The following is a 25,788-nucleotide window of genomic DNA, read 5'->3' as shown; positions in this document are numbered from 1 at the left end:
TCTTCGACAAATCGATCGGGTTGCGGTTTGACTTGTAGACGACGTCACCTCGTGGATCGATCACCGTGAAGCAGTCAAACGCAGCAGCAGCGGCGTGTTGGCTCAACAACGTTGTGAGCACTACGCAAAGCAATCTCATCCTCAGCCTCCCTATTGGTGGGGCCGCATTTTGGGCCTGCCAGGCCGCTCGGTTTTAGTGACTATGACCAATGTGGCTCTTGGGCGGCAGTTCGGCACCTGGCTCGGCCAGGCTTTCAAGAATCGCGCAGGCCGGCTCGTCGCCCTGGCAGCGCGCCCGCAACGCCAGCAGCTCCTTCTCCAGTTCCTGCAACGCCGCGATGCGCGCGCTGACGTGGCCGATGTGCGCGTCCAGCAAGGCATGCGCCTCGCCAGCATGCTCGCCGCCTTGCAGTGCTAGCAGCGCGCGCACTTCGGCGAGGTTCATGTCCAGCGACCGGCAGCGGCGGATGAAGTGCAGGCGTTCGGCGTCCGCCGGGCGGTAGACGCGGTAACCGGCGTCCGTGCGCGGCGGCGGCGGCAGCAGGCCTTCGCGCTCATAGTGGCGGATGGTGTCGACTGGCGTTCCAGTCAGGCGGCTGAGTTCCCCGATGCGCATGCTTGCATTTTGAGGTTGACTCTGGTGTGGCTCCAGGGTTTGAAATGGCCGCAGTTTCCAACCAAGGTCTTTGTCCATGAGCCACGCCTGCCACCATCACCACGACGAACCCAGCCCCGGCAACTCGCCTGCCTACCGCCGCGTGCTGTGGGCGGCGCTGCTCATCAACGCGGCGATGGCCGTGGTCGAGATCACCTGGGGCTGGCGGGCCGGCTCGTTGTCCCTGTGGGCCGACGCGCTGGACTTCATCGGCGACGCGGCCAATTACGGCGCCTCGCTGGCCGTGCTGTCGGCCGGCCTGCTGTGGCGGGCGCGGATGGCCTGGGTCAAGGGCTGGGCGATGGCGATCTTCGGCGTGGGTGTGCTGGCCCGTGCGGCCTGGGCCGTGCTGAACGGCGCGCCGCCGCAGGCCGAGACCATGGGTATAGTCGGCACGCTGGCGCTGCTGGCCAATGTGGGCGTGGCGGTCATGCTCTACGCCTGGCGCGAAGGCGACGCCAACATGCGCGCCGTCTGGCTGTGCAGCCGCAACGATGCGCTGGGCAACATCGCCGTGCTGGGCGCAGCGGGTGCCGTTGCGTTCACCGGCCAGGCCTGGCCCGACCTGCTCGTTGCCGTGGCGATGGCCAGCCTGGCCCTGCACTCGTCTCGCGAGGTGCTGCGCCATGCAGGCGCCGAACTCAGCTCAGCGCAAGCGCCAGCACCGTGAACGCCATGACGGCCGTGGCCAGCCAGCCCATCACGCGCAGCCGCTTGCCGATGGCGTGGCCATCCATGATGGCCGGTCGCGAGGCCAGCACCATCATCGCCACCATGATGGGCACGGCCGTGACGCCGTTGAACACGGCCGACCAGAACAGCTCCTTGACCGGGTCTAGCGGCGTGAAGCACAGCGCCACGCCGCCCAACGTGGCCGTGGCAATGACGCCGTAGAAGCCGCGGCCCTCGCCGCGCTCCAGCTTGAGGCTGAGCGAGCCGCGCCAGCCCGCCACCTCGGCCACCGCATAGGCCGCCGAGCCCGCCAGTACCGGCACCGCCAGCAGCCCGGTGCCGATGATGCCCAGCGCGAACAGCAGCGCCGCATGTTCGCCGGCCACGGGCCGCAGCGCTTCCACGGCCTGGGCCGAGGTCTGGATGTCTGTCACGCCGGCCGCATGCAGCGTGGCGGCGGTGGACAGCATGATGAAGAAGGCGATGAGGTTGGAGAAGCCCATGCCGATGTTGGTGTCGATCTTGATGCGGCGCAGATGCTTCTTGACCTCCTGCGGCGTGTGCGGCTCGCCCGGGCCGGCGGCGGCGTCTTCCACCTCCTGGCTGGCCTGCCAGAAGAACAGGTAGGGGCTGATCGTCGTGCCGAACACGGCCACCAGCATCAGCAGCGTGTCGCGGTTCCAGTGGATGTCGGGGTGCACGGTGCGCATCAGCACGTCGCCCCAGTCCAGGCCCAGCACGAGCACGACGCCGACATAGGCCAGCAGCGCCAGCGTCAGCCATTTGAGCCAGCGCACATAGGCGTGATACGGCAGGAAGACCTGCATCACCGCGCAGGCCAGGCCGAAGCCGAGAGCGTAGACATGGGCCGAGCCGCCCACCAGCAGGCGCAGCGCCTCGGCCATGGCGGCGATGTCGGCAGCGATGTTCAGCGTGTTGGCCACCAGCAGCAGGCCGACGAGGGCCAGCAGCACCGGGCGCGGGAAGGCACGCTTGAAGTTGGCGGCCAGGCCCTGGCCCGTGACGTAGCCGATGCGCGCGCTGACGACCTGGATGGCCGTCATCAGCGGCAGCGTGAAGACCAGGCTCCACAGCATCGAATAGCCGAACTGCGCGCCGGCCTGGGAGTAGGTGGCGATGCCGCTGGGGTCGTCGTCCGCAGCGCCGGTGATGAGGCCGGGGCCGAGCTGGCGCAGGTGGAGGCGGATGCGGCTGAACATGGGCGAGCCTAACCGCCGGCCACCTGTGGGGGTGTCGGCAGGCTTGCCGATGAGCCTAGATCCGGCAGTTGACCGCTCGCTACTCAGCGAATGTCTCGATGCGCCAACACGCTGAGCATTGCGCGACGTTCACCACTCCGGTGACCAGCGCTGCACACCCGCTGGTCTGGCGCTTCGGGCCGCTGGCGGCGTTGCTTCTCCTTGTGGGCAGGGGCCCACTGCGTCGTCGTGCCTTGCCAGTGACCCGCCTCGCCAGCCCCTCGGGCGCGCCCAACTGCCGGATCTAGGCTGCGTCAAGAACTGTTGCGCGGCGGCAGGCGGCGCGTCTCGCCGATGGCCAGCGTGAAGAAGGCCTCTTCCGCCAGGCCCAGTTCGGCGCGCTGGCGGACCAGCTGGCGCGGCGGCTCGTCCAGCGCCTCGTCGGTCAGCTCGAAGGTGCCCCAGTGCACGCCCAGCGACCGCTTCGCGCCGAGGTCGGCGTGGATCTTCAGCGCCTCTTCCACGTTGATGTGCTGGGACTGCATGAACCAGCGCGGCTCGTAGGCGCCGATGGGAATCAGCGCGATGTCGAAGCCGCCGTCCTGTTGGCGTTCGGCGAAGCGCTCGCGGATGTCGGCGAAGTCGCGCGAGTAGCCGGTGTCGCCAGCGAAGAAGAGCTGGCAGTCTGGCGCGAACACGGCGAAGCCGCCCCACAGCGTCTTCATGCGGTCGTTCAGGCCGCGCGCCGACCAGTGCTGGGCCGGCACGAGGACGATCTCCGCGCCGTCCAGCGTTTCGGCCTGCCACCAGTCCAGCTCGACAACTCGCTGGATGCCGCGCGCTTGGAACCATGCCTTCAGCCCCAGCGGCACGACGAACAGCGGGCTGCCGCCGACCTGCGCGGCGAGCGTGCGGCAGGAGGCCAGGTCGAGGTGGTCGTAGTGGTTGTGCGAGACGACGACGGCGTCGATGTGCGGCAGCTCGGCCAGTGCGACGCCGGGCGGCTGCTCGCGCTTCGGCCCGGCGAACGAGAACGGCGAGGCGCGCTCGGAAAAGATCGGGTCGGTCAGCACATTCAACCCGCCGAGCCGCGCCAGCACCGTCGCGTGGCCTATCCAGGTCACTGCCGGTTCGGTGTTGCTGCGAATCAAGGCCAGGTCCGCCGGCTGCGTCGGGATGGGCGCTACCGGCCGCTTCGGCAGGCCCAGCCGCGAGGCGGTCCAGCGCCAGCGCAGCACATCGGCCAGTGATTTGGGCTCGAAGTCGCCGTGGTTGTTCTGGAAGCCGCCGTCACGGTGGTGAGGGGGCCGGCTCATTTCGTGACGATGTCACGGTGGGAGAACGCCAGCCGCGCCAGCAGCCGGTTCTGCGTCGCGAAGGGCAGGCCGGCGGCGTCCATCGCGGCTTGCAGGTGTTCGACCAGCCGGTTGAAGTCAGCCTTGGTGATGCCCAGGTGGGCATGCGAGTCCTTCATGCCCACGCCGTCGTACACGCAAGGCCCGCCGGCGACGACGCAGAAGTAGTCCGCCAGCACGCCCTTCAAGTGCTTCTGGTTGATGCCGTCGAAGAAGGGCGCGAGGCGCGCGTCTTTCAGCAGGCGCTCGTAGAAGTCGTTGGTGAAGCGCTGGATGTTCTCGCGGCCGCCCAGCTCCTGGTAGAGCTTGTCGTCGGCCGGGATGGGAGCGGTGCCCGGGACGACGGTGCTGGGCGGGGTCTGCGCCTGCGCCTGCGCCAGCGGGGTGGCGAGCGCAATGGCCAGGGCAGCGAGCAACAGGCGGGACTTCATCGGGCCAGTCTAGCCCGGACATTTCGCAAGGTCGCGCCGTTCGACAGCAGATCCAGGTAGCGCGGCGCGGCATGATGCGGCCCCATGGGCAGGATGTGGCGTCATTGGAGGCGGTGGATGCTGGGCGGCGCGTCGGCGCTGCTGCTGTGTCCGCTCGTGGCTGCCGAGCCGGCCCGGCCGCTGGTGATGCTGGTGGAGACCAGCGCGCTGATGCCGCATGCCCGCATCGAGGCCAACCGTGTCGTCGAAGGCCTGAACCTGGATATCGGCCGGGCCCTGGCGCGCCGCCTGGGCCGCGAGCTGGTGGCCAGGCCCACGCCGCGCAAGCGGCTGGCCGAGGCGCTGCAGCGCGGCGAGGGTGACCTGCTGTGTGACTACCAGAGCGACTGGCTGCCCGGCGCGTTTGCGTGGAGCCGGCCCTTCATCCCCGACCAGGCCTTGCTCATCACCAGCGCAGCGGCACCGGCGCCGGCCGGCTTGACGGCGCTGGCCGGCCAGCCGGTGGGTACGGTGCGCGGCTATGTCTACCCCGAGATGGCCGAGGCGTTGCGTGGTGGCTTTGTGCGCGAGGATGCGCCCGATGCGGTGGTCAATCTGCAAAAGCTTGAGCTCGGCCGCGTGCAGCACGCGCTGACCGGCCGGCGCGTGCTGGAGTACCAGCAACGCATCGGGCACTTCAAGCTGGCTCTGCACCCGCCGCTGGTGGTGTCGGAGGTGCTGGCGCAGTGCGCGCTGTCGCCAAGCAGCCCGGTGCGGTTGCCGGCGCTGAACGCGGCCATCCAGGGCCTGGTGAACGAAGGCGAGCTGGCGCGGCTGATGGCGCGCTACCGCTAGCCCGCCAGCTCGCGGTGCAGCCAGGCCCGCGCGAGCGCCCAGTCGCGCTTGACGGTCGTGCGGCTGAGGTCCATCACCTCGGCAATCTCCTCCAGCTCCAACCCGCCGAAGAACTTCAGCTCGACGACCTTGGCGGCGCGCGCGTCCTGCTGCTCGAAGGCCAGCAAGGCCTCGTGCACGCGCAGCACGTCGGCATCCGCGCCACCGGCCACCTGCTGGGCCTCGGTCAGCGTCAGCGGCACCAGCATGGCCTCGCGCTTGGCGGCCTGCTTGGCCAGCGCATGGTTGACGAGGATGCGCCGCATCATCAGCGCCGCCACGCCCAGGAAATGGCTGCGGCTCTGCCACTCGGTGCGCGTCTGCTCGGCCATGCGCAGCCAGGCCTCGTGGGTCAGCGCCGTGGCGCTCAGCGTGTGGCCGGCGTGCTCCTTGCGCATCTGCGCGCTGGCGCAGCGGTGCAGTTCGTCGTAGAGGCTCTGGTTCAGCGCGTCGGACGGCGGGGCGGGTGGCGTCATGCAGAAATTCTTGCATGCGTGGTCCTTTTGGCGCCGACCTGCTGCGTGTAGGGAATGAGGCCCGACGTTTCTGCCGGGCTCACTCCCAGGAGCCCTTCATGTCCCGCCGATTCCTCATCCTCGCCGCGCTGTGCGGTGGCCTGCTGCAACCCGCCTTGGCCAAAGAGCCCACGCCGGTGCTGCTACCCCAGCCCTTCGACCTGGCCCAGGCCGCCGCCAGCCTTGTCGAGGTCACCAACGTCAAGGCGCTGAAGGGCCTGAAGCGCGTCGCCGTGCCGCAGTTCAGCATCGAGTTCGTCACCAGCGACAACGTCCGCGCCGAGACCTCCGGCTTTGCCGCCGCCGGCCGCGCCAGCGTGACGGGCTACTACCGCCTCGTCGGCGTGGCCGAGCCGGAGTTCCAGGCGCTGACCGACCAGCTCTACGCCAGCTTCGTGCAGGCGCTGCAGGCGCAAGGGCTGGAGGTGCTGACGCCCCAGCAGCTGGCTGCCGCGCCGACATGGAACAAGCTCGTGGCCGGCGGCATGCCGCTGCCGCACCGGGCCGACACCAGCATCACCGTTGCACCCGCAGGCATGGCGCTGTACGGCGGCAATCGCATGATGGCCAACCAGGGCAAGGGGCCGCTGGCGGCGCTGGCCGGCTTCAGCGCCGGCATCTCGGCCGTCTCCGAGGCAATGGACAACGTCACGCTGCAACAGGAGCTGGGCGGCGCCGCGCTGCTGGAGGTGGCGATGCGCCTGCACTTCGCCGGCCTGACGAACGACAACAAGGGCTTCTTCGGCCGCCTCAGCAGCACCGCTTCGGTCAGCGCCAAGGCCCACCCCATCCTGACGCAGGCGCGCATGCAGGTGTTCGCCGGGCCTGACGGCTCCCTCATCAGCGCCAAGGCGCCGCTGCTGCTGGACCCGGCCGCGTTCACCGAGATGCGCAAGGAGGCCGCCACGACCGGCGACATCGCCGGCGCCGTCGCCGTGGGCCTGCTGCGCATGGCCATCGGCTCCAAGGACAGCAGCTCCAGCGAGAAGTACGAGGTCGTCACCGACCCGCAGCGCTACAACGAGCGCATCGGCGCCAACCTGATGCAGACGCACGCGATGCTGATTGCCCGCATGGTCAACGAGCGTTGAGGCCGGGACACTGCGGCATGAGCAAGCCTGAAGAGTCCTGGCGCCGCGTGAAGGCGGTGTTCGATGCGGTGCTGGACCTGCCGCCCGCCGAGCGCGAGCCGCACATTGCCGAGGCCGCGCCGCCGCCCGAACTGCTGGCCGAGCTGCGCAGCCTGCTGCTGCATCACGACGAGGCCACCGGCGGCTTCCTCGCCGAGGCCGCGGCTGTGCCGGGCGACGACTGGACCGGCCGCCGCCTGGGCGCCTGGCTGCTGGTGCGGCTGGTGGGCACGGGCGGCATGGGCGAGGTCTACGAAGCGCAGCGCGCCGACGGCACTTACGAGGGGCGGGCCGCCATCAAGCTGTTGCCTGATGGCGGCAAGGGGCGCGGCGCCGGCTGGCTGGCGCGCTTCGAGCAGGAGCGCCGGCTGCTGGCGCGCGTCAACCACCCGCACATTGCGCATCTGATGGACGCGGGCATGACGCCCGAGGGCCAGCCCTATTTCGTCATGGAGTTCGTCGACGGCCAGCCGCTGGACGAGGCCGCGCGCGGCCTGCCGGTCGAGGGCCGCATCGCGCTGATGCTGCAGCTCTGCGACGCCGTCGCCTTCGCGCACCGCCAGCTGCTCGTGCACCGCGACTTGAAGCCCGGCAATGTGCTGGTGGACGCGCAGGGCCGCGTCAAGCTGCTGGACTTCGGCATCGCCAAGGCCATCGCGCCGGACGGCGCCGAACTGGACGCGACGCAGGCCAGCGCCATGACGCCCAACTACGCCAGCCCCGAGCAGGTGCGCGGCGAGCCGGTCGGCACGGCCACCGACATCTACAGCCTGGGCGTGCTGCTCTACCTGCTGCTGACCGGCGTGCGCCCGACCGGCCGCGACGCCACCACGCCGCAGGAGGCCGCGCGCAGCGTGCTGGAGGACGAGCCCACGCGCCCCAGCCGCCTCAGCCCCGACRACGTGGGCAACCCGCAGTGGCTGGCCCAGGCGCGCACGCTGCAAGGCGACCTCGACAACATCGTGCTGAAGGCGCTGGAGAAGGCGCCCGAGCGCCGCTACGCCAGCGTCGACGCGCTGGCCGCCGACCTGCGCGCCTATCTGGGCGGCTACCCCGTCAGCGCCCGCGCGCCCACCTGGGGCTACCGCACGGCCAAGCTGCTGGCCCGCAACCGCCTGGCCAGCGCCTTGGGCGCGCTCGGCCTGGTGGCATTGTTGGGCGGCCTGGCGGCGACGACCTGGCAGGCCCGCGAGGCGCGGCTGGCGCAAGGCCTGGCCGAGCAGCGGCTTGCCGAGGTGAGGCGGGTCACGCACGACCTGGTGTTCGGCTTCGGCGACAGCGTGGAATACCTGCCGGGCGGGCAGAAGATCAAGCTCGACCTGCTGCGCGACACGCACGCCGCGCTGGAGCGCCTGCTGCCCACGCTGGGCGGCGACACCGCCGTTGTGGCCGACATGGCCCAGGTGCAGGTGCGCATGGCCGAGGCGCTGATGCCCGGCTACCCCGGCTCGCTGGAAAAGCCCGACGACGCCCGCCGCCATGCCCAGGCCGCCATGGACCTGGTGGCCCGCGCCTGGCCCACGCAGAAAAGCAATGCGCTGTTCGCGACCTATGCCTCGCGGGCCTACAACGTGATGGCTTCGGCCGAGCAGGAGGCGGGCCGGCTTGAGCAAGCCGCGACGCTGACGCGCCAGGGCCTGAAGCTGGCCGAGGAGGGCTACACGCTGGCGGCACCCGGCGTGGACCGTTTGCGGCTGCTGGGCGCCATCACCGCGTCGCAGTTCAACCTGGGCCTGCTGCTGGACGACAACGGCCAGGGCCTGGACCGGCCGGCCGAGGCCATGAAGGCCTACGAGGCAGCGCGGGTGGGCGCGCTGGCGCAATTGGGCATGACGGCGGAGATCGCCGCCGTCAACGCCACGTTGCGGCCCGAGGAGACGCGCCTGGAGGCCGAGCTGGGGCAGACCCAGTCCGTCATCGCCGGCGCCATCGCGTCGTCGCGGCTGCGCCGAGGCGACTACGCCGGCGCTGCCGAGGCGCGCCGCGAGAACGTCGAGCACCTGAGGCGTGTGCAGCCCATGCACCCCGAGCAGCAGCAGTTCTGGGCCAGCCTCGCGGCCACGCTGTTCATGCAGGCGGAGCTGGAGCTGCAACTGGCCCATCCGGCCGACGCACTGACGGCGATGCGCGAGAGCATGGGCTGGACCCAGCGCCTGCTGGAGAAGGACGCCGACAACCCGCGCTGGCCCGGCGACCGCGGCGCCCGGGCGTTGACGCTGGGCACGGCGCTGGGCCGGACCGGCGCCGCCGCCGAAGCCAGGCCCTGGCTGGCGCAGACGCGCGCCTACTGGGCGGCCGAGACGGCCAAGGCCGGCAACGCGCGCAACCGGCGCTCGCTGGCCTTGAGCGAGCTGCGGCTGGCGCGCGTCGACGGCGACGCCAGGGCGATGAAGGCGGCTGCGGTGGCGCTCCAGGCGCTGTCGGACGCCGAGCCCAGGAGCGCCGACCACGCGCTGACCGCCGCCGAGGCCGCCTACAACCTGGCCGACAAGCCCGCCGCCTGCGCCGCCTGGGACCGCGCCGCGCCGCTGCGGCCGCTGCCGCCGCAGGCGCTCGCCTGGCACGCTGAACTGGGCTGTTAGGTCAGCCTTCCGTGATGCGCCTGGCCAGATGGGCCAGCGCCTCTTCCACCTGGTCCACCAGCACCAGGCAAAGGTCGCCTGGCTGCAGGCGTGCCAGCGCGCGGTCGATGGCGGTGAACTCGCCGATGATTTCCTCGATGTGCTTGGTGCGCGAAGCACCTTCCAGCCCGGCGCGCAGCAGCGCCACGACCTCGCCGGCCGCGCGGCCGCGCTGGCAGGCGTCTTCGTAGAGGATGACCTCGTCGAAGGCGGCGCCAAGGATCTCGGTCTGCACGCGGATGTCCTCGTCACGCCGGTCACCGGCGCCGCTGATGACGACGCTGCGCGTCTTGGCCGGCAGCGCGGCGACCGCGCCGACGAGGGCCTTCATCGCGTCGCCGTTGTGGCCGTAGTCGGCAATCACGGTGGCGCCGCGATAGTCCATCACGTTGAAGCGGCCGGGCGCGTTGTCGGCGTCGTTGGCGAAGCTGGCCACGCCACGGCGGATGGTGTCCCAGTCCAAGCCCACGGCCCAGCCGGCGGCAACCGAGGCCATCGCGTTCTCGACCTGGAAGCCGATCAGGCCGCCGCGCGTGATCGGGATCTCGCGCAGCGGAATGCTTTCGCGCCACACGCCTTGCGCGGCGACGAGCTGGTCGCCGTCCACGTAGACGCAGCGCTTGCCCTGGGCGCGGTGCGTGGCCATCACCGGGTGGTGGCGGTCTGCGGCGAAGTAGATGACCTGGCCGGGGCAGATGGCGGACATCTGCGCGGTCAGCGGGTCGGTCGCGTTCAGCACCGCGTAGCCGTTGGGCGCCACGTTCTGCACGATGACGCGCTTGACCAGGACCAGGTCTTCCGCGGTGTGCAGGAAGTTCATGCCCAGGTGGTCGCCCGCACCGACGTTGGTGACGACGGCGACCTGGCAGCGGTCGAAGCCCAGGCCCTCGCGCAGGATGCCACCGCGGGCGGTCTCCAGCACGGCGGCTTCCACGTCGGGGTGCATCAGCACGTTGCGGGCACTCTTGGGGCCGGAGCAGTCGCCGCTGTCGATCTGGCGGCCGTCGACGTAGACGCCGTCGGTGTTGGTCATGCCGACCTTGAGGCCGCAGCTGGCGAACAGGTGGGCGATGAGGCGCGTGACCGTCGTCTTGCCATTCGTGCCGGTGACGGCGACGACCGGGATGCGGCCGTCCTCTGCCTTCGGGCCGGTTCCGAACAGGTGGCCGACGATGCCTTCGCCGACATTGCGGCCCTTGCCGTAGCTGGGCGACAGGTGCATGCGCAGGCCCGGCGCGGCGTTCACCTCGACGATGCCGCCGCTGATCTCTTCCAGCGGCCGCAGCACGCTCTCGGCCACCACGTCCACGCCGCAGACATGCAGGCCGACGACCTGGGCCGCCGCGATGGCGCGGGCGGCCACCTCGGGGTGCACGTCGTCCGTCACGTCGGTGGCGGTGCCGCCGGTGGACAGGTTGGCGTTGTTGCGCAGGATGACGCGCTGGCCCTTCTCGGGCACGGACTCGGGCGTCAGGTCTTGCTGCACCAGGCGCGCGACGGCGATGTCGTCGAAGCGGATCTTGGTCAGCGAGGTGGCATGGCCGTCGCCCCGGCGCGGGTCGGCGTTGACCTTGTCGACCAGCTGCTTGACCGTGAGCTTGCCGTCGCCAATGACATGCGGCGGGTCGCGGCGGGCGGCGGCGATGAGCTTGTCGCCGATGACGAGCAGGCGGTAGTCCGAGCCGGGCAAGAACTTCTCGACCATCACATGGCCGATCTCGTCGGCCGCCTTGTAGGCCGCTTCGATGCCTTCGCGCGTCGTCACGTTGACGGTCACGCCCTTGCCCTGATTGCCGTCCTGCGGCTTGACGACGACGGGCAGGCCGATGTCCTGCGCGACCTCCCAGGCGTCGTCCACGGACTCGACCGGCCGGCCCGTGGGCACCGGCACGCCGGCGGCCTGCAGCAGGCGCTTGCAGAGGTCCTTGTCCTGGGCGATGGACTCGCTCACGGCGCTGGTTGCGTCCACCTCGGCGGCCCAGATGCGGCGCTGCTTGGCACCCCAGCCGAACTGCACCAGGCTGCCCTGGGTCAGGCGGCGGAAGGGGATGCCGCGCGCCAGCGCCGCGTTGACGATGGAGCCGGTCGAGGGGCCGAGGCGGATGTCTTCGTCCAGCTCGCGCAGTGTGGCCAGCACCGCGTCGGCGTCGAACTCGCCGCCGTCCAGCGCGGCCTTGAGCAGCTTGACGGCATGCTCGAAGGCCAGGCGGCCGACGTCTTCCTCGCTGTACTCGATGACGATCTGGTAGGTGCCGGCCTCGGGCGTCACATGCGTCTGGCTGAAGGTGACGGGGCAGCCGGCCTGGGCCTGCAGCGCCAGCGCGGCCTGCTCCAGCACCTGGGCCAGCGAGGCGTCGGCGCGCAGCTCGCCGATGGTGGGGAAGAGCTTGCGCAGGCGGGGCTCGAAGCCGGGCAGCCGTTCGAGCGAGCGCTCGGCGTCCAGGCAATTCACGACGGCCTCGATGGCCGTGTGACGGCTCCACATATTGGGGCCGCGCAGGGCGCGGATGCGGGAAACGTCCATGGGTCTTGTTCTTTAGGCGAGGTGCAAGGTGGGCACGAAAGTGTCGAGGCCGGCGGCGATCAACTCGGGTGAGATGCCCAGCGCCCAGGCGGCGGCGACGGCGGCCAGCAGCGTGGAGGCGTCGACGGCCTGATCGCCAAAGCGGCGCAGCAGTGCGTCGATGTTGGCGCCGGGCGTTTCGGCCGGGCCTTGCGCCAGCACGGCGGCGCCGCCGCGCAGGAAGACCGCGCGGCCGCCCCGGTCGCGGTGGTGTTGCAGGGCTTCGAGGTTGCCGTCCTCGGCGTAGAAGACGACCTCGCCATCGCTCAGCTCGGCCATGTCGACCAGGCGCGGGTGGGCTGCATTCAACACGGCCGCACCGTCGCTCAGCACCACGTCGATCTGCGTGCGCAGCACCTTGTAGAGCTGGTCGGCGTCCTGCACGTCGAACTCGGCCAGGGCCGCGATGCCGTCCAGGTCGGTGACGACGCCGACCGACGCGCGGTCATAGGCCAAGCCGTCACGCAGGATGGAGGCCGGGTCGTTCTCGATGACGACGGCGTTGACGCCGCGGTTCATCAGCAGGCGGTGGGCGGCGTCCCAGCGGGCGCTGTTCTTCTTCTCGACACGGCGCGTGCCCAGGAAGAGGCCGTCGCGGCAGGCCAGGCCGACATGGCGGCCGTTCAGGTGCAGCAGCCAGGCGACGAGGCGGGTGATCTGGTGCCCGCCCACCGAGCCGGCCACGCCGACGATGGGGATGCGGCCGTTCTCGTCTTCGGCAAACAGGTGGTCGATGATGGCCTGACCCACCGGCTGGGGCGAGCCGCCAGCGGGCTTGAGATGCATCAAGAGGCCCGGGCCGGCGTTCACCTCGACGATGGCGCCGCCGGTTTCGCTCAGCGGCTTGGAGATGTCCTCGGTGACGAGGTCGACGCCGGCGATGTCCAGGCCTATGGTGCGTGCCGCCAGGGACACGGCATGCGCGACCTCGGGGTGGACCTCGGCAGTGCAGTCGATGGCGACATTGCCGTTGCGCTGGATCAGCACGCCCTTGCCGGCAGGCGGCACCGCGTCGGGCGCGAATCCCTGGCGCTGCAGGTCCAGCAGCACGACGGCGTCGTCGCCGACGATGATGCGATTGAGCGGGAAGTCCTCGGTCAGGCCGCGGCGCGGGTCGGTGTTGATCTGCAGGTCCACCAGCTCGGCAATCGTGTGCTTGCCGTCGCCATGCACCCAGGCCGCCTCGCCGCGCGCGGCCGCCACCATCTGGCCGCCGACGACGAGCACACGGTGCTCGTTGCCTTTGATGTAGCTCTCCACCAGCACCGACGAGCCCTCGGCATCGGCCAGCTTGAAGGCCGACGCGCAGTCGGCCTCGTTGGCGATGTCCAGCGTCACGCCACGGCCATGGTTGCCGTCGCTGGGCTTGATGACGACGGGCAGGCCCAGGTCCTGCGCGGCGGCCCAAGCCTCGGCGGCGCTCTTGACCTCCTGGCCGCTGGGCACCGGCACGCCGACGGCCTTGAGCAGGGTCTTGGTCAGGTCCTTGTCGCCGGCGATGCCTTCGGCGATGGCGCTGGTCATGTCGGTCTCTGCCGTCCAGATGCGGCGCTGGCGCGCGCCGTGGCCCAGCTGCACGAGGTTGCCGTCGTTCAGGCGGATGTGCGGGATGCGGCGGTCCGTCGCGGCGGCGACGATGGCCGCAGTCGACGGGCCCAGGTAGCAGTCGTCCAGCTTCTCACGCACACGGGCGGTCGCTGCGGCCACGTCGAAGGGCTCGTCGTTGATGACGGCCATGAGGAGGGCGTGGCCCTCGGCCAGCGCGGCGCGGGCGACCTGCTCGTCGCGCGCCCGGAACACCATGCGGTAGACGCCGCGCTTGGACGTGCTGCGCGTCTGGCCGAAGCCCGTGGGCATGCCGGACAGGTTCAGCAGCTCGATGACGACGTGCTCCAGCACATGGCCCATCCAGGTGCCATCACGCAGGCGCTCGATGAAACCGCCGCGCTCGCCGACGCCGCAGTGGTGCTCGATCAGCGCCGGCAGGGCGGTGGTCAGGCGGTCGTTGAAGCCGGGCAGCAGGTGGCTGGGATGGTCTTCCAGCTCGCCCAGATCCAGCCAGACTTCCAGCACCGGCCGGTAGGTCCACATGTTGGGACCACGCAGGTAGTTGACGCGCAATAGGCGGATGTCTTCTTTTTTGCTCATGAGGTAGGGGGTAGGCGCGGCAAGCGCTTGGAATTGTGCGCCGAAGTCATGGCGGAGAATTGCTGCAGACCGTCGGAGCCAAGAACAACATGCAAGAGCAACTTCCAGTGGCAGCACCTCATCCGCAAACGGCCGCTCTTCAAGGGCGGCTGCTGGCTGGCGAGAACGTGGTGGCCACGCTGGAGGTTGACCTCGACGCGCACGGTCGCTTCGGCCAGGGGCTGATCGCGTTGACAAATGCACAGCTGCTGGCCTTCGAGCCCGCCAGCGGCACCTGGAGCGACCACCGGCTCGAAGCCGGCCAGACGCTCAAGCTCAGCGACCACGGCGGCCTGGCCTTCCTGGAGCTGTTCGACGCCGAGCGGCGCCTGGCGCGCTGGCGCTTCACGCTGGCCGCCAACCCGGCGGCCGTGCGACTGGTCGACGCCTTCGAGCGCGAGCTGCAGCGCCTGGCCGGCCACACGGTGCACGAGGAGGACGAGGGCGGCGACTCGGCCTTCGACTTCGGCGAAACCAGCAAGCCGCCCAGCACCTGGGTGCTGCTGCGCCTGTGGCGCTTCGCGCGGCCCTACCAGGGCCAGCTCCTGCTGGGCTTTGCGCTGATGCTGGGCGCGACCGGCGCGACGCTGGTCTCGCCCTACCTGACCATGCCGCTGATGGACCGGGTGCTCATCCCCTTCCAGAACGGTCAGTCCATCGACTCGGGCCTCGTCACGATGCTGCTCAGCGGCCTGCTCGGCGCCGCGCTGCTGTCCTGGGCGCTGGGCTGGGCGAAGACTTACTTGTTGGCATTGGTGTCGGAACGTATCTCGGCCGATCTCAGAACCGCCACCTTCGACCATCTGCTGGGCCTGTCGCTCGAGTACTTCGGCAACAAGCGCACCGGCGACCTGATGTCGCGCATCGGCTCCGAGACGGATCGCCTGTCGGTCTTCCTGAGCCTGCACGCGCTGGACTTCATCACCGACGTGCTGATGCTGACGATGACCTCCATCATCCTGTTCAGCATCCACCCCGGCCTGGCCCTGGCCACGCTCGTGCCGCTGCCCTTCATCGCCTGGCTCATCCACATGGTGCGCGACCGCCTGCGCACCGGCTTCGAGAAGATCGACCGCGTCTGGGGCGAGGTCACCAACATCCTGGCCGACACCATCCCCGGCATCCGCGTCGTCAAGGCCTTTGCGCAGGAGAAGCGCGAGGCCGCGCGCTTCCGCGAGGCCAACCAGAAGAACCTGCACGTCAACGACCGCCTCAACAAGACCTGGAGCCTGTTCACGCCCAGCGTCGCGCTGCTGACCGAGATGGGCTTGCTGGTCGTCTGGGGCGTGGGCATCTGGCTGATCTCGCATCAGAGCATCACCGTCGGCACGCTGACCGCCTTCCTGGCCTACATCGGCCGCTTCTACGGCCGGCTGGACTCGATGAGCCGCATCGTCTCGGTCACGCAGAAGGCGGCGGCCGGCGCCAAGCGCATCTTCGACATCCTGGACCACGTCTCCAACGTGCCCGACCCGATCAACCCCCAGCCCTTCGAGAACGTGACCGGCGCGCTCTCGCTGCAGGCCGTCAACTTCCGCTACGGCTCGCGCTCCATCATCCGCAACCTGAACCTGGACATCCACCCCGGCGAGATGGTGGGCTTGGTGGGCCACAGCGGCTCGGGCAAGAGCACGCTGGTCAACCTGATCTGCCGCTTCTACGACGTGACGGAGGGCGCCATCAAGGTCGACGGCGTGGACCTGCGCCGCGTCAAGGTGTCCGACTACCGGCGCCACATCGGCCTGGTGTTGCAGGAGCCCTTCCTGTTCTTCGGCACCATCGCCGAGAACATCGCCTACGGCAAGCCGGACGCGACCCGCGACGAGATCGTCGCCGCTGCCCGCGCCGCGCATGCGCACGAGTTCATCCTGCGCCTGGCGCATGGCTACGACAGCCTGGTGGGCGAGCGCGGCCAGGGCCTGTCCGGCGGCGAGCGCCAGCGCATCTCCATCGCCCGCGCGCTGCTGATCGACCCGGCCATCCTCATCCTCGACGAGGCCACCAGCGCCGTCGACACCGAGACCGAGAAGGAGATCCAGCGCGCGCTGGACAACCTCGTCAAGGGCCGCACCACCATCGCCATCGCCCACCGCCTGTCGACGCTGCGCAAGGCCGACCGCCTGGTGGTGATGGACCGCGGCGAGATCGTCGAGCTGGGCCCGCATGACGAGCTGATCGCCAAGCAAGGCCACTACTGGCGGCTGTGGGAAGCGCAGGCCCGCCGTGTCGAGGCCGAGGAGGCCGACGATGGCGGCCTGATGGTGGTTGCTCCCAACCCCAGCGCGCATACCGTAGACGCTTGACAGGACCACTGACATGACTGCACCTGACCGCGATCTCGAACTGGCCGCCGCCTGCGCCGAGCATGGCTTCGACCTCTCCGCGCCGATGCAGATCGGCGGCAGCTACACGCCGCTGACGCGCGATGGCCGAACGCTCTACCTGAGCGGACAGATCCCGCGCATCGGCGACCACGTCGCCGTGTCCGGCGTTGTCGGCGCGGAGGTGAGCCTGGAACGCGCCAAGCGGGCCGCGGGCATCGCCATGCTGCGAGCGCTCACGATCCTGCGCCAGGAACTGGGCAGCCTGGAGCGGCTGAAAGGCGTGCTGAGGCTGACCGTATTCGTGCACTGCACCGCCGACTTCACGAACCACAGCGAGGTGGCCGACGGCGCCTCCGACCTGCTGTGGCGCGTGCTGGGTGCGGCCGGTGCGCACACCCGCACCTCGGTCGGCGTGCTGCAACTGCCCAAGAACGCGGCGGTCGAGCTCGACCTGATCGCCGCTGAAGTGGAGTCCTGAATGTCCACACTTCCTTTTCGCGACCTCCACCTGGATGCCAACGGCCGGCTGGTGCTGACCGACCTCAATGGTGCCGCCCACGAGGGCGTCACGCCGGTGCGCGCCCACCCCATCTCGGCGCCCGACGAGGGCCTGTCCCTGGTGGGCGTGCACGGCCACGAGCTGGCCTGGGTCGAGCGCGTCTCGGCGCTGCCCGACGGGCCGCGCAAGCTGCTGGAGGCCGAGCTCGCCGCGCGCGAGTTCCACCCCACGCTCAAGCGCCTGATCTCGGTCAACACCTTCGCCACGCCCAGCACCTGGCGCATCGAGACCGATCGCGGCGAGATCGACTTCGTGCTGAAGAGCGAGGAAGACATCCGCCGGCTGGACGAGTGCCGGCTGCTGATCACGTCCACGCACGGCGTGCAATTGCAGGTGGCCGACCGCTGGGTGCTGGACAAGCAGTCCAAGCGGCTGCTGGAGCGGTTTCTTTGATCCGCTTGCAAGGCCTCGACCACCTCGTGCTGCGGGTGGCCAACCTCGACGCGATGCTGGGCTTCTACGTCGGCGTGCTGGGCTGCGCCATCGAGCGCCGCCAGGACGAGATTGGCCTAGTGCAGTTGCGCGCCGGCCAGTCGCTGATCGACCTTGTGCCCATGGACGGCAAGCTGGGCCGCATGGGCGGCGCGGCTCCAGGCAAGGAGGGGCGCAACCTCGACCACTTCTGCCTGCGCGTCGAGCCCTTCGACGAGGCCGAGATCCGCGCCCACCTCGCGGTGCATGGCATAGCCGCCGGCAAGACCGAAAGCCGCTACGGCGCCGAGGGCGAGGGGCCGTCCATTTACCTCAGCGACCCCGAGGGCAATGTTGTCGAGTTGAAGGGACCTCCCGCATGAAGCCGTTGACCCGTGCCATCGTCTGGGGCGGCTTGCTGGCCGGCACGGGCGACCTCGTCTTCGCGCTGAGCTACTACGGCATGAAGCTCAAGGTCTTCCAGACCGTCGCGGCGGGCCTCATCGGCAAGGAGGCAGCATTCGCTGGCGGGCAGGAAACCTTCGCGCTGGGCGTGGCGCTGCACTACGGCATCGCGCTGATCTGGGCGGCGCTGTTCTGCCTCGCCGCCCTGCGCCTGCCGGCTCTGCTGCGCAATGCCGCGGCCGCGGGGCTGGCCTATGGCTTGGTCGTCTACTTCGGCATGAACAACGTCGTGCTGCCGCTCTCGGCCCTGCGCACGCCGTTCTGGCCGCCCAGGCTGGATGCGGCGGCCATCGCGGCGCACTGCTTCGTGTTCGGGCTACCCATCGCGCTGGCCGCGCGGCGTTGCCTGATCGGGCCGCCGGCGCGCTGAACGCATCTGCTTATGCGCTGGCCGCGCAAGGCCGCGGGCGCTCCAGCAGAATCTCGCCACCATGCCCGTCCTGCCCACCAAGCTGCCCAACACGGGCACCACCATCTTCACCGTCATGTCGGCCCTGGCGGCAGAGCATGGCGCCGTCAACCTCGGCCAGGGCTTCCCGGACTTCAGCGCCGACCCGGCCCTGCTGCAGGCCGTGACGGACGCGATGGCCGCCGGCCACAACCAGTACCCGCCGATGACCGGCGTGCCGGCGCTGCGGCAGGCGGTGGCCGCCAAGCTCAACGACCTCTACGGCGCGGCCTACGACGCGGACCGCGACATCACCATCACCGCTGGTGGCACGCAGGGCATCATCACGGCGCTGCATGCCTGCGTCGGTGCCGGCGACGAGGTCATCATCATCGAGCCGGCCTACGACAGCTACGACCCGGCCATCCGCCTGGCCGGTGCCATCCCCATCGGCGTGCCGATGACGCTGGACTACCGCATCGACTGGCCGGCCGTGCGCGCCGCCATCACGCCGCGCACGCGGGCGCTGGTGCTGAACACGCCGCACAACCCCAGCGGCCGCGTCGCCACGGCGGAAGACCTGCGCGAACTGGAGCGCATCGCCGAACAACACGACCTGTTCGTCGTCAGCGACGAGGTCTACGAGCACATGGTGTTCGACGGTGCGCCGCACGAGAGCGTGGCGCGCTACCCGGCCTTGAGCGAGCGCAGCTTCCTCGTCAGCAGCTTCGGCAAGACCTTCCATGTGACGGGCTGGAAGGTCGGCTTCGTGGCCGCGCCGCCGGCCTTGAGCGCGGCCTTCCGCCGCCTGCACCAGTACACCGTCTTCACGGTCCACACGCCGACCCAGCACGCCATCGCCGCCTACCTCGCCAACCCCGTGCCCTGGCAGGGCTTGAGCGACTTCTACCAGGCCAAGCGCGACAGCTTCCGCGTCGCGCTGGCCGGCACGCCTTTGAAGCTGCTGCCCTGCGAGGGCACCTACTTCCAGACGGTGGACTACAGCGCGGTGTCCGACCTCACGGAGCTGGACTTCGCCAGGTGGCTGACCACCGAGATCGGCGTCGCGGCCATTCCGCTGTCGGTTTTCTACCAGCAGCCGCAGGAGCGGCGGCATGTGCGGTTCTGTTTCGCGAAGCGGGACGAGACCTTGGCGCTGGCGACGGAGCGGCTGCAGCGCGGCCTGCACGGCTAGCCGCTCCCGACCGAGCGGGTCGCCAAAGAAAAAGGGCGGCCAGGCCGCCCTTGTCCGAGGCTGCTGAAGGCCTCAGTTGCCGCAGCCCAGCGAGGCTATGCGGTCGTGCGCGGCCTTGGCGCGCACCAGGCCGTAGCCGAACTTGTCATCGCGGCCGGCCGCGCCGAGATCCTCTGCGCTCTTGGTCAGCGTGCTGCGGATCTGCGCGGCCGTGCAGGTCGGGAAATAGCTCCAGACCAGGGCCGCCACCGCCGAGACATGCGGCGTGGCCATCGAGGTGCCGTCGTAGAAGGCGTAGTTGGTCGCGGTGACCGCCAGCGTTGCGTTTTGGCCCAGTTGGTTCTTCATCGCGGCGCCTTCGGTGTCGGAGGCCGTCACCGAGGGGATGGTCGTGACCGTCGTGCCCAGCGTGCCGCCGAAACCGCCGGCCACGTTGTTGTAGACGATGGCGCCGACGCCGCCGCTGGCCTGGCAGTTGCTGACCTTGACGGAGAAGTCCACCGTGCCACGGGCGATCAGGCAGACCTTGCCGCTCACGGCCGTGTTCTTGACGTCGCCGATGCCGAAGTCGGCGAGCGGCGCGGTGACCGTCAGCTTCGGCGAGCCGTCCATGCCTCCGGGCGCATAGGCGACGCCGCCGACGCTCAGGCTGGAGCTGGAGCCTGCGCCCGTCGGCACGGTCGACAGCACGTTGACGCCGGGCGCGGCGAGCTCGACCTTGCTGTTGTACTGGGAGAAATCCGCCCAGTTCTTGCCCTCGTCCAGCGCCGCCACCGACACCACGCTGGCGTAGCCTGCCGGGTAGGACACGGCCGTCGTGCCGTCGTTGCCTGCCGCCGCGATCGACAGCACGTTCTTGCTTGCCAGCGCGGCAAAGGCCTTCTCTTCCGTCTTGTTCGGGCGGCCACCGCCCAGCGACATGCTGATCACGTTTGCGCCCGCAGCGCCGCACTTGTTGGCGGCGGTGGCCAGCGTGGACGAATAGGCCCAGCCATCGGCGTCGAAGACCTTGACGATGTGCAGCTTCAGATGCCGGTTCGGGTTGACGCCGACCACGCCCACGCCGCTGTTGTTGAGCGCCGCGATCGTGCCGGCCACATGCGTGCCATGGTGGTTCTCGTCGGTGTACCACCAGCCGGTACGCCGGTCGTATTCGCCGGTGATGCGGCTGGCGTCCGCGTCCAGATCCTCGTGGCCGCGGCTGTAGCCCGAGTCGATGATGCAGACCTTGCGGTTGGCGGCATAGGTGTCAGGCAGCTGATCGGCCTGGACCATCTTGATGCCGTAGGGCACGAGCTGGCCCAGCACATAGGGCGTGCCCGTCGAGGGGCTGGTGCCGCCGAGCGGATAGCGCTTCACGTCTTCCTCGACGTACTCGACATTCGGGTTGTGCGCCAGGCCCTTCAGTGCCTGGACGGGCACCTCGATGGCCATGGCGTCCATGCCTTCGATCTCGTGGACGACCTGGCCCCTGGCGGTCGCCACGGCAGCGCGGCCCATCGCCGCAGCACCGGGCTTGAACATGACGATGACACGACTGGTATCCGGGGCGGCGTTGGCGCCACCGGCCAGACAGAGGGCCGCTGCGACGGCGGCCAGCGGCAGCCGCGCGACAGCGATGCAGGACGGAAGAGTGCTTTTCATCGGGGGTCTCCAGCGATTGAATGGCCTGTCCAGCGCTTGTGGCGGAGTGGGTCAGGGGCCTTCGATGATAGGAAGCGACAGCGTTGCCCCAGAACTGGTATTCGCCCGACCCGGGTTTGAGGGGCTTGGCCGCCGGGCGCCCGGCCGGTTGGCGGCGGAGGGCATGTCTGCTTCAGCGCGGGGCTCGGCTGCAGAGGGTGGGCCGGAGTCGCCGCCTCACTGGCACGGCCCGTGCTAACCCTAGGTTGGCAGGACCGGCATGCTCGCCGCTGGGGGCACCGGTCGTGAACCAGCTCACGGAGGATGTCATGTCGCACCACCAGAGTGCAGCGCCCCATGCACGAAAAACGGGGGCCGCGCCCAAACAAACGGCGGGCGAGGTCTTTGGCAAGTTGATCAACCTCTCGGGCCGCCGCCGCTTCACGTCGCAGCGCGTCGTCCTTTACGCGGTGCTGGCCTCGCAGGGCCGCGAGGGCGCCCCGGCGACGGCGCGCGAAGCCTTGGTGACCTTCAGCGACGCCCACCGCGCGTTGCTTGAAGGCGAGCTCTCGCCGCAGGCCTTAGGCGGCGAGTTGCAGCAGGCCTATTTCGGCCCGGACCGCGCCCACGAGCGCATCACCGCCTTCATCGAGCTGGCCGGGCGCTCGCTGGACCTCATCGCCACCAATGCCTTCAACGCGCCGACGCTGCTCGAAGAGCTGGTGGAGGCCGCCACGCCGCTGCTGGCCACGCTGAACCGGCTGACGCAGATCTACGAAGACCTGGCTCGCCAGCAGGCCTCCACGGCCAAGAAGCAGCTGACGGCCGTCATGGGCGACATCGAGCAGATCGCCAAGCATGCGCGCATCGTGTCCTTCAACGCCCAGGTCGTCGCCGCGCGCGCCGGCACCTCGGGCCGCGAGTTCGCCGTCGTGTCGGGCGAGCTGACGCAGATCACCGGCAAGCTGGACGGCCTGGTGCGTGAGGCGGTGCGCAGCGCGGTGGCCTGAGGTTCAGGCGGCCGGGCGCAAAGGGCAGCTTGCGCCGGTCTCCGGCGTCTCGGCCAGCCGGCGCGCCAGCTCGGCGCGCAGTCCTTGCAACGCCAGGATGCGCTCGTCGATATCGCCCAGCTTGCGCGCCAGCGTCGCCCGCAGCGCCGGGCCGGCGTCCTCACCTTGGGCCAGCAACGGCAGGTCGGCGGCAATCTCGGCCAGCGTGAAGCCCAGCTGCTGGGCCGTTCGCACATAACCCAGCCATTGCACGGCCTCCTCGGGGTAGTCGCGGTAGCCGTTGCTGGCGCGGCGCGCCTGCAGCAGGCCGCGCTTCTCGTAGAAGCGCAGGCTGTCGCGGCTCAGGCCGGTGAGGGTGGACAGGGTGCCGATCTGCATGGTGTTGAAAAGTGCTTGACCCTGGAGCGTAGTCCAGCCTTGAGCATGCCGGCCTTAGTCACTTCGGCCTCATCCATGCCCTCGTTCAGCCCCTCCCAGTTCCGCCACGTCGTGCGTGCCAGTGCGGTCTACGACCTCGTCGTCACGGCGCCGTTCGCCACACCCTGGAGCTTCGCCATCGCCTTCGGCCATCTGGGTGCCGTCAACCTCGCCCTCGGTGGCCAGCCGTTGCCGGCCTTCGCGCCTATGCACATGTTGTTCGCGCTGCTGATGGGCAGCGTGGTGCTGGTCTGGTCCGTGCTGCGGTTGCGCGGGCCGACACAGCAGTTCGGCCGCTACGACGCGGCGACGCGGGTGCTGTTCAGCCTGTGGATGGCCTGGGCCTGGATGCAGACCGGCGAGCCCGTGCTGCTGCTGTTCATCGTGCCCGAGGTGAGCTGGGCGGTGGTGCAGGCGTGGCGGGTGAGGGTTGAAGTCAGCGCGCCAGCGGCAGCATCTCGTCCCGCAGTAGCTTCAGCTGAGCATCCAGCAGCGGCCCGTTAGGGTCATGGCCGGCGCGCGGCACGGTGACGAGCTGCTTGCGCGGGGCTTGGATGCGGTCGAACCAGGCGCGCGTGACGGCCGGCGGCGTCAGCAGGTCTTCCTCGCCCTGCACGAGGAAGACGGGCAGCTTGAACCGCGTGCGCTGCCCGCTCAGGTCCAGCTTCCACAGCATGCCGTCGCCTTTGAGGCCGACGAACTTCAGGAACGAGAAATCCTCGCCGGCCTCGTACGCGGCGGCGTCCTGAGGACCGGCGTAGTCTGCGGCGGGTTTCCAGGCCGGGCCGGCGTCCGCACGTTGCGCCTCGTAGCCACGCAGGATGCGGCGCAGCTTGCCGAAGCTGCGCGGGTCGGTCCAGGGCGGCGTGCCGAGGGCCTGCAGCGTGGTGACGGCCGGCTGGTCGCCCAGCTCGCGTGCGCGTTGCAGCGCGAGGCCGTGGCTGGCGGTCAGGTCGGCCGGGCCGACGAGCTGTGACACGCCGACATAGGCGTGGAAGAGTTCGGGCCTGAGGTGCGCCATCTCCACGGCCAGCGCCGAGCCCCAGGAGCTGCCAGTCAGGATGACTTTGCGCTGGCCCAGGCGTTGCTGCAGGTACTCGGCCACGGCAATGCCATCGGCGGCCATCAGTTCCAGCGTCAGCGGCGTGCTGTTGAACTCATCCGGCTCCAGCTCCCGCACCGGCAGGTTGCGGCCATAGGTGCGGCCGGCGCCGCGCTGGTCCCATTGCACGAGCGTGAAGTCCTTGGCCCAGGCGCCGTAGAGGGTGTCGGCAAAAGGGCTGACGGGGTTGCCCGGACCGCCGTGGATGAAGAGCAGCACGGGGTTGCGGCAGTCCTGGCCGGTGATGGTCAGCGATTGGGGGATGCCGTTGAGGGGGACGAAGGACTGCTCCCGGACGGCGCGGTCCTTGGCGCTGGCCTCGCAGGCCGGCGCCAGCGATCCGGCGGCATGGGTCGTGAGCTGCGCGAGCAACAGCGTGGCAGTCAGCAGACGGCGGATCAAACGGGCCTCCTTGCAGTTGAGGCGCCTTACCGCTGCGCCTTGGTGGCGCACTGTAGGGGCAGGTCTTCGCCGCTCAGCCCGCCCGCTCCAGCATCGCCTGCAACAAGACATTGCACCCCGCCTCGATGTGCTCGGGCTTGGCGTCCTCGATCTCGTTGTGGCTGATGCCGTCCTTGCAGGGAATGAAGATCATGCCAGCGGGCGCCAGCCTCGCCATGTAGACGGCGTCGTGGCCGGCGCCTGACACGGCGCGCATATTGCTGTAGCCCAGCGTGTCGGCGGCCTTCTGCACGGCGGCGATGCAGTCGGCGTGGAAGGGCTGGGCCGGGTAGTTGCTGACGGGCGTGATCTCGATGGGCAGGCCGCTCTCGGCCGACAGCTTGGCGGCCACGGCGCGGATGTCGGCGTCCATGGCCTCGCACAGCGCGTCGGTCGCGTTGCGCAGGTCGATGCTGAACTTGACGCGGCCGGGGATGACGTTGCGGCTGTTGGGGTGCACCTGCACCATGCCCACCGTGCCACGGCCGTGCGGCGGGTGGCGGTGAGCGCAGGCGACCACTTCCTGCATCAGCTTGGCGGCCACCTGCAACGCATCCTTGCGCAGCGCCATCGGCGTGGGGCCGGCGTGGGCTTCCATGCCGGTGACGACGCAGTCGTACCAGCGGATGCCCAGCACGCCGGTGACGACGCCGATGGTCTTGTCGTGGTCTTCCAGCACCGGGCCTTGCTCGATGTGGGTCTCGAAGTAGGCGCCGATGGGGTGGTCGCCGGGCACCTGCTCGCCGATGTAGCCGATGCGCTCCAGCTCGCCCTTGACCGTCTTGCCTTCGGTGTCCGTCGCTGCGTAGGCATGCTCCAGCGTGAAGGCCTTGGCGAACACGCCCGAGCCCATCATGACGGGCACGAAGCGCGAGCCTTCTTCATTCGTCCAGAACGCGACCTCGATGGGCGCCTCGGTCTCGATGCAGTAGTCGTTCAGCGTGCGCACGACCTCGATGCCGGCCAGCACGCCGTAGTTGCCATCGAACTTGCCGCCGGTGGGCTGGGTGTCGATGTGGCTGCCGGTCATGATGGGCGGCAGGCTGTTGTTGCGGCCCGCGCGGCGCATGAAGCCGTTGCCGATCTGGTCGATGGTGACTGTCATGCCGGCCTCGCGTGCCCAGCGTGTGACGAGGTCGCGGCCCTGCTTGTCGAGGTCGGTCAGCGTCAGGCGGCAGACGCCGCCCTTCTCCGTGGCGCCGATCTGGGCGAGCTCCATCAGCGAGTCCCAGAGGCGTTGGCCGTTGACGCGGAGCGTCGTGATGTCGGTCTTGGTGGGCATGTCCATCTTGGGCTCCTCAGAGCTTCGTGCCGAAGCGCAGCTTGTTGTGGTCGGGGTCGACGAGCAAGAACTCGCGCACGCCCCAGGGCATGTCTTCGATGGGCTTCACCGGCTGCACGCCGCGGGCGGTGAAGGCGGCATAGACCGCGTCTGCGTCGGGCACCCAGAAGTAGACGGCGCCACCGGGCTGGCAGTCGCCGGCGTGGCCGCTCAGGAAGATCGTCTGGCCGTCACGCGTGAGCTGCAGAAACAGCGGCAGGCCCGGCTCGAACTGGTGTTGCCAGTCGACGCTGAAACCGAGCTGATCGACGTAGAACGCCTGCGTGCGAGCCGCATCCGTCATGCGCAACTGCGGGATGACGGTCTGCAT

24 protein-coding genes are annotated in these 25,788 nt (G+C 69.7%); 12 read left to right on the top strand and 12 right to left on the bottom strand.

What is annotated here, in order from left to right:
• Positions 1-193: 193 nt before the first annotated feature.
• The gene (locus ACXRVZ_RS02085; protein WP_457419080.1) at positions 194-616 is read right to left on the bottom strand and encodes a Cd(II)/Pb(II)-responsive transcriptional regulator; all 423 of its coding nucleotides are present in this window, start codon (positions 614-616) and stop codon (positions 194-196) included.
• 76 nt (positions 617-692) lie between these two features.
• On the opposite strand from ACXRVZ_RS02085, the gene ACXRVZ_RS02080 reads away from it, so the two are divergent.
• Positions 693-1,325, top strand: coding sequence for a cation transporter (locus tag ACXRVZ_RS02080; protein WP_457419078.1), 633 nt, complete (start codon positions 693-695; stop codon positions 1,323-1,325).
• Here the strand turns inward: ACXRVZ_RS02080 and ACXRVZ_RS02075 are convergent.
• The 3 genes from ACXRVZ_RS02075 to ACXRVZ_RS02065 form a co-directional block, all read right to left on the bottom strand.
• Positions 1,297-2,547, bottom strand: coding sequence for an NRAMP family divalent metal transporter (locus ACXRVZ_RS02075; protein ID WP_457419076.1), 1,251 nt, complete (start codon positions 2,545-2,547; stop codon positions 1,297-1,299). The two genes, ACXRVZ_RS02080 and ACXRVZ_RS02075, sit on opposite strands and share 29 nt — an antisense overlap.
• Before the next feature lie 293 nt (positions 2,548-2,840).
• Complete coding sequence (locus ACXRVZ_RS02070) at positions 2,841-3,842, bottom strand: MBL fold metallo-hydrolase (RefSeq protein WP_457419074.1); 1,002 nt, start codon at positions 3,840-3,842, stop codon at positions 2,841-2,843.
• Positions 3,839-4,312, bottom strand: a complete 474-nt coding sequence (locus ACXRVZ_RS02065; protein WP_457419072.1) for a group I truncated hemoglobin — start codon at positions 4,310-4,312, stop codon at positions 3,839-3,841. Before ACXRVZ_RS02065 ends, ACXRVZ_RS02070 begins: the two co-directional genes overlap by 4 nt.
• 117 nt (positions 4,313-4,429) lie before the next feature.
• On the opposite strand from ACXRVZ_RS02065, the gene ACXRVZ_RS02060 reads away from it, so the two are divergent.
• Positions 4,430-5,146: a substrate-binding periplasmic protein gene (locus tag ACXRVZ_RS02060; protein WP_457419070.1), complete on the top strand. Its 717-nt coding sequence runs from the start codon at positions 4,430-4,432 to the stop codon at positions 5,144-5,146.
• Here the strand turns inward: ACXRVZ_RS02060 and ACXRVZ_RS02055 are convergent.
• The gene (locus ACXRVZ_RS02055; protein WP_457419068.1) at positions 5,143-5,661 is read right to left on the bottom strand and encodes an ECF-type sigma factor; all 519 of its coding nucleotides are present in this window, start codon (positions 5,659-5,661) and stop codon (positions 5,143-5,145) included. The genes ACXRVZ_RS02060 and ACXRVZ_RS02055 overlap by 4 nt on opposite strands.
• Positions 5,662-5,759: 98 nt before the next feature.
• On the opposite strand from ACXRVZ_RS02055, the gene ACXRVZ_RS02050 reads away from it, so the two are divergent.
• Together ACXRVZ_RS02050 and ACXRVZ_RS02045 are read left to right on the top strand one after the other, a co-directional pair.
• Positions 5,760-6,791: a hypothetical protein gene (locus tag ACXRVZ_RS02050; RefSeq protein WP_457419066.1), complete on the top strand. Its 1,032-nt coding sequence runs from the start codon at positions 5,760-5,762 to the stop codon at positions 6,789-6,791.
• Positions 6,792-6,808: 17 nt separating this feature from the next.
• Positions 6,809-9,412: a serine/threonine-protein kinase gene (locus ACXRVZ_RS02045; protein ID WP_458232162.1), complete on the top strand. Its 2,604-nt coding sequence runs from the start codon at positions 6,809-6,811 to the stop codon at positions 9,410-9,412.
• A gap of 1 nt (position 9,413) precedes the next feature.
• On the opposite strand, the gene cphA is transcribed toward ACXRVZ_RS02045, so the two are convergent.
• Entirely contained in the window at positions 9,414-11,975 is a 2,562-nt protein-coding gene (cphA, locus tag ACXRVZ_RS02040) for a cyanophycin synthetase (protein ID WP_457419062.1), read from the bottom strand.
• Between the two features lie 12 nt (positions 11,976-11,987).
• A complete protein-coding gene (locus ACXRVZ_RS02035) occupies positions 11,988-14,162 on the bottom strand; it encodes a cyanophycin synthetase (RefSeq protein WP_457419060.1) in 2,175 nt (724 codons plus the stop codon).
• An 89-nt stretch (positions 14,163-14,251) separates the two neighbouring features.
• On the opposite strand from ACXRVZ_RS02035, the gene ACXRVZ_RS02030 reads away from it, so the two are divergent.
• The 6 genes from ACXRVZ_RS02030 to ACXRVZ_RS02005 all read left to right on the top strand — a co-directional run bounded on the left by ACXRVZ_RS02030 (position 14,252) and on the right by ACXRVZ_RS02005 (position 19,543).
• Positions 14,252-16,504 carry a cyanophycin metabolism-associated ABC transporter gene (locus ACXRVZ_RS02030; RefSeq protein ID WP_457419058.1) on the top strand — a complete coding sequence of 751 codons (2,253 nt, stop codon included), beginning with the start codon at positions 14,252-14,254 and terminating at the stop codon, positions 16,502-16,504.
• Positions 16,505-16,517: 13 nt separating this feature from the next.
• Positions 16,518-17,003: a RidA family protein gene (locus ACXRVZ_RS02025; protein WP_457419056.1), complete on the top strand. Its 486-nt coding sequence runs from the start codon at positions 16,518-16,520 to the stop codon at positions 17,001-17,003.
• Positions 17,004-17,477, top strand: a complete 474-nt coding sequence (locus ACXRVZ_RS02020; protein WP_457419054.1) for a cyanophycin metabolism-associated DUF1854 family protein — start codon at positions 17,004-17,006, stop codon at positions 17,475-17,477.
• Positions 17,474-17,878 carry a VOC family protein gene (locus ACXRVZ_RS02015; RefSeq protein WP_457419052.1) on the top strand — a complete coding sequence of 135 codons (405 nt, stop codon included), beginning with the start codon at positions 17,474-17,476 and terminating at the stop codon, positions 17,876-17,878. The genes ACXRVZ_RS02020 and ACXRVZ_RS02015 overlap by 4 nt, the downstream gene beginning before the upstream one ends.
• On the top strand, positions 17,875-18,330 hold the full coding sequence (locus ACXRVZ_RS02010; protein ID WP_457419050.1) for a hypothetical protein: 456 nt from the start codon (positions 17,875-17,877) through the stop codon (positions 18,328-18,330). Before ACXRVZ_RS02015 ends, ACXRVZ_RS02010 begins: the two co-directional genes overlap by 4 nt.
• A gap of 61 nt (positions 18,331-18,391) precedes the next feature.
• Positions 18,392-19,543, top strand: coding sequence for a methionine aminotransferase (locus ACXRVZ_RS02005; RefSeq protein ID WP_457419048.1), 1,152 nt, complete (start codon positions 18,392-18,394; stop codon positions 19,541-19,543).
• A gap of 72 nt (positions 19,544-19,615) precedes the next feature.
• Here ACXRVZ_RS02005 and ACXRVZ_RS02000 read toward each other — a convergent pair whose 3' ends face one another.
• The gene (locus tag ACXRVZ_RS02000; protein WP_457419046.1) at positions 19,616-21,187 is read right to left on the bottom strand and encodes a S8 family serine peptidase; all 1,572 of its coding nucleotides are present in this window, start codon (positions 21,185-21,187) and stop codon (positions 19,616-19,618) included.
• A gap of 392 nt (positions 21,188-21,579) precedes the next feature.
• On the opposite strand from ACXRVZ_RS02000, the gene ACXRVZ_RS01995 reads away from it, so the two are divergent.
• Positions 21,580-22,176, top strand: coding sequence for a type IV pili methyl-accepting chemotaxis transducer N-terminal domain-containing protein (locus ACXRVZ_RS01995; RefSeq protein ID WP_458232161.1), 597 nt, complete (start codon positions 21,580-21,582; stop codon positions 22,174-22,176).
• Positions 22,177-22,179: 3 nt separating this feature from the next.
• Here the strand turns inward: ACXRVZ_RS01995 and ACXRVZ_RS01990 are convergent, their stop codons facing one another.
• A complete protein-coding gene (locus tag ACXRVZ_RS01990; protein WP_457419042.1) occupies positions 22,180-22,554 on the bottom strand; it encodes a MerR family transcriptional regulator in 375 nt (124 codons plus the stop codon).
• Between the two features lie 75 nt (positions 22,555-22,629).
• On the opposite strand from ACXRVZ_RS01990, the gene ACXRVZ_RS01985 reads away from it, so the two are divergent.
• A complete protein-coding gene (locus tag ACXRVZ_RS01985; RefSeq protein WP_457419040.1) occupies positions 22,630-23,097 on the top strand; it encodes a hypothetical protein in 468 nt (155 codons plus the stop codon).
• Here ACXRVZ_RS01985 and ACXRVZ_RS01980 read toward each other — a convergent pair.
• From ACXRVZ_RS01980 to ACXRVZ_RS01970, 3 genes are all read right to left on the bottom strand, one after another.
• On the bottom strand, positions 23,030-24,097 hold the full coding sequence (locus ACXRVZ_RS01980; RefSeq protein WP_457419038.1) for an alpha/beta fold hydrolase: 1,068 nt from the start codon (positions 24,095-24,097) through the stop codon (positions 23,030-23,032). The two genes, ACXRVZ_RS01985 and ACXRVZ_RS01980, sit on opposite strands and share 68 nt — an antisense overlap.
• Before the next feature lie 73 nt (positions 24,098-24,170).
• Positions 24,171-25,424, bottom strand: coding sequence for a Zn-dependent hydrolase (locus ACXRVZ_RS01975; protein ID WP_457419036.1), 1,254 nt, complete (start codon positions 25,422-25,424; stop codon positions 24,171-24,173).
• A 10-nt stretch (positions 25,425-25,434) separates the two neighbouring features.
• Positions 25,435-25,788 carry a bleomycin resistance protein gene (locus tag ACXRVZ_RS01970; RefSeq protein WP_457419034.1) on the bottom strand — a complete coding sequence of 118 codons (354 nt, stop codon included), beginning with the start codon at positions 25,786-25,788 and terminating at the stop codon, positions 25,435-25,437.

The organism is Roseateles sp. P5_E8, assembly GCF_054177665.1.
This window is presented reverse-complemented; position numbering and strand designations above follow the sequence as displayed.

What these genes read in the sequence shown, in the direction of transcription:
- ACXRVZ_RS02085 (WP_457419080.1), bottom strand. Translation starts at nt 616, where the DNA reads ATGCGCATCGGGGAACTCAGCCGCCTGACTGGAACGCCAGTCGACACC.
- ACXRVZ_RS02080 (WP_457419078.1), top strand. Translation starts at nt 693, where the DNA reads ATGAGCCACGCCTGCCACCATCACCACGACGAACCCAGCCCCGGCAAC.
- ACXRVZ_RS02075 (WP_457419076.1), bottom strand. Translation starts at nt 2,547, where the DNA reads ATGTTCAGCCGCATCCGCCTCCACCTGCGCCAGCTCGGCCCCGGCCTC.
- ACXRVZ_RS02070 (WP_457419074.1), bottom strand. Translation starts at nt 3,842, where the DNA reads ATGAGCCGGCCCCCTCACCACCGTGACGGCGGCTTCCAGAACAACCAC.
- ACXRVZ_RS02065 (WP_457419072.1), bottom strand. Translation starts at nt 4,312, where the DNA reads ATGAAGTCCCGCCTGTTGCTCGCTGCCCTGGCCATTGCGCTCGCCACC.
- ACXRVZ_RS02060 (WP_457419070.1), top strand. Translation starts at nt 4,430, where the DNA reads ATGCTGGGCGGCGCGTCGGCGCTGCTGCTGTGTCCGCTCGTGGCTGCC.
- ACXRVZ_RS02055 (WP_457419068.1), bottom strand. Translation starts at nt 5,661, where the DNA reads ATGACGCCACCCGCCCCGCCGTCCGACGCGCTGAACCAGAGCCTCTAC.
- ACXRVZ_RS02050 (WP_457419066.1), top strand. Translation starts at nt 5,760, where the DNA reads ATGTCCCGCCGATTCCTCATCCTCGCCGCGCTGTGCGGTGGCCTGCTG.
- cphA (WP_457419062.1), bottom strand. Translation starts at nt 11,975, where the DNA reads ATGGACGTTTCCCGCATCCGCGCCCTGCGCGGCCCCAATATGTGGAGC.
- ACXRVZ_RS02035 (WP_457419060.1), bottom strand. Translation starts at nt 14,162, where the DNA reads ATGAGCAAAAAAGAAGACATCCGCCTATTGCGCGTCAACTACCTGCGT.
- ACXRVZ_RS02030 (WP_457419058.1), top strand. Translation starts at nt 14,252, where the DNA reads ATGCAAGAGCAACTTCCAGTGGCAGCACCTCATCCGCAAACGGCCGCT.
- ACXRVZ_RS02025 (WP_457419056.1), top strand. Translation starts at nt 16,518, where the DNA reads ATGACTGCACCTGACCGCGATCTCGAACTGGCCGCCGCCTGCGCCGAG.
- ACXRVZ_RS02020 (WP_457419054.1), top strand. Translation starts at nt 17,004, where the DNA reads ATGTCCACACTTCCTTTTCGCGACCTCCACCTGGATGCCAACGGCCGG.
- ACXRVZ_RS02010 (WP_457419050.1), top strand. Translation starts at nt 17,875, where the DNA reads ATGAAGCCGTTGACCCGTGCCATCGTCTGGGGCGGCTTGCTGGCCGGC.
- ACXRVZ_RS02005 (WP_457419048.1), top strand. Translation starts at nt 18,392, where the DNA reads ATGCCCGTCCTGCCCACCAAGCTGCCCAACACGGGCACCACCATCTTC.
- ACXRVZ_RS02000 (WP_457419046.1), bottom strand. Translation starts at nt 21,187, where the DNA reads ATGAAAAGCACTCTTCCGTCCTGCATCGCTGTCGCGCGGCTGCCGCTG.
- ACXRVZ_RS01990 (WP_457419042.1), bottom strand. Translation starts at nt 22,554, where the DNA reads ATGCAGATCGGCACCCTGTCCACCCTCACCGGCCTGAGCCGCGACAGC.
- ACXRVZ_RS01985 (WP_457419040.1), top strand. Translation starts at nt 22,630, where the DNA reads ATGCCCTCGTTCAGCCCCTCCCAGTTCCGCCACGTCGTGCGTGCCAGT.
- ACXRVZ_RS01975 (WP_457419036.1), bottom strand. Translation starts at nt 25,424, where the DNA reads ATGGACATGCCCACCAAGACCGACATCACGACGCTCCGCGTCAACGGC.
- ACXRVZ_RS01970 (WP_457419034.1), bottom strand. Translation starts at nt 25,788, where the DNA reads ATGCAGACCGTCATCCCGCAGTTGCGCATGACGGATGCGGCTCGCACG.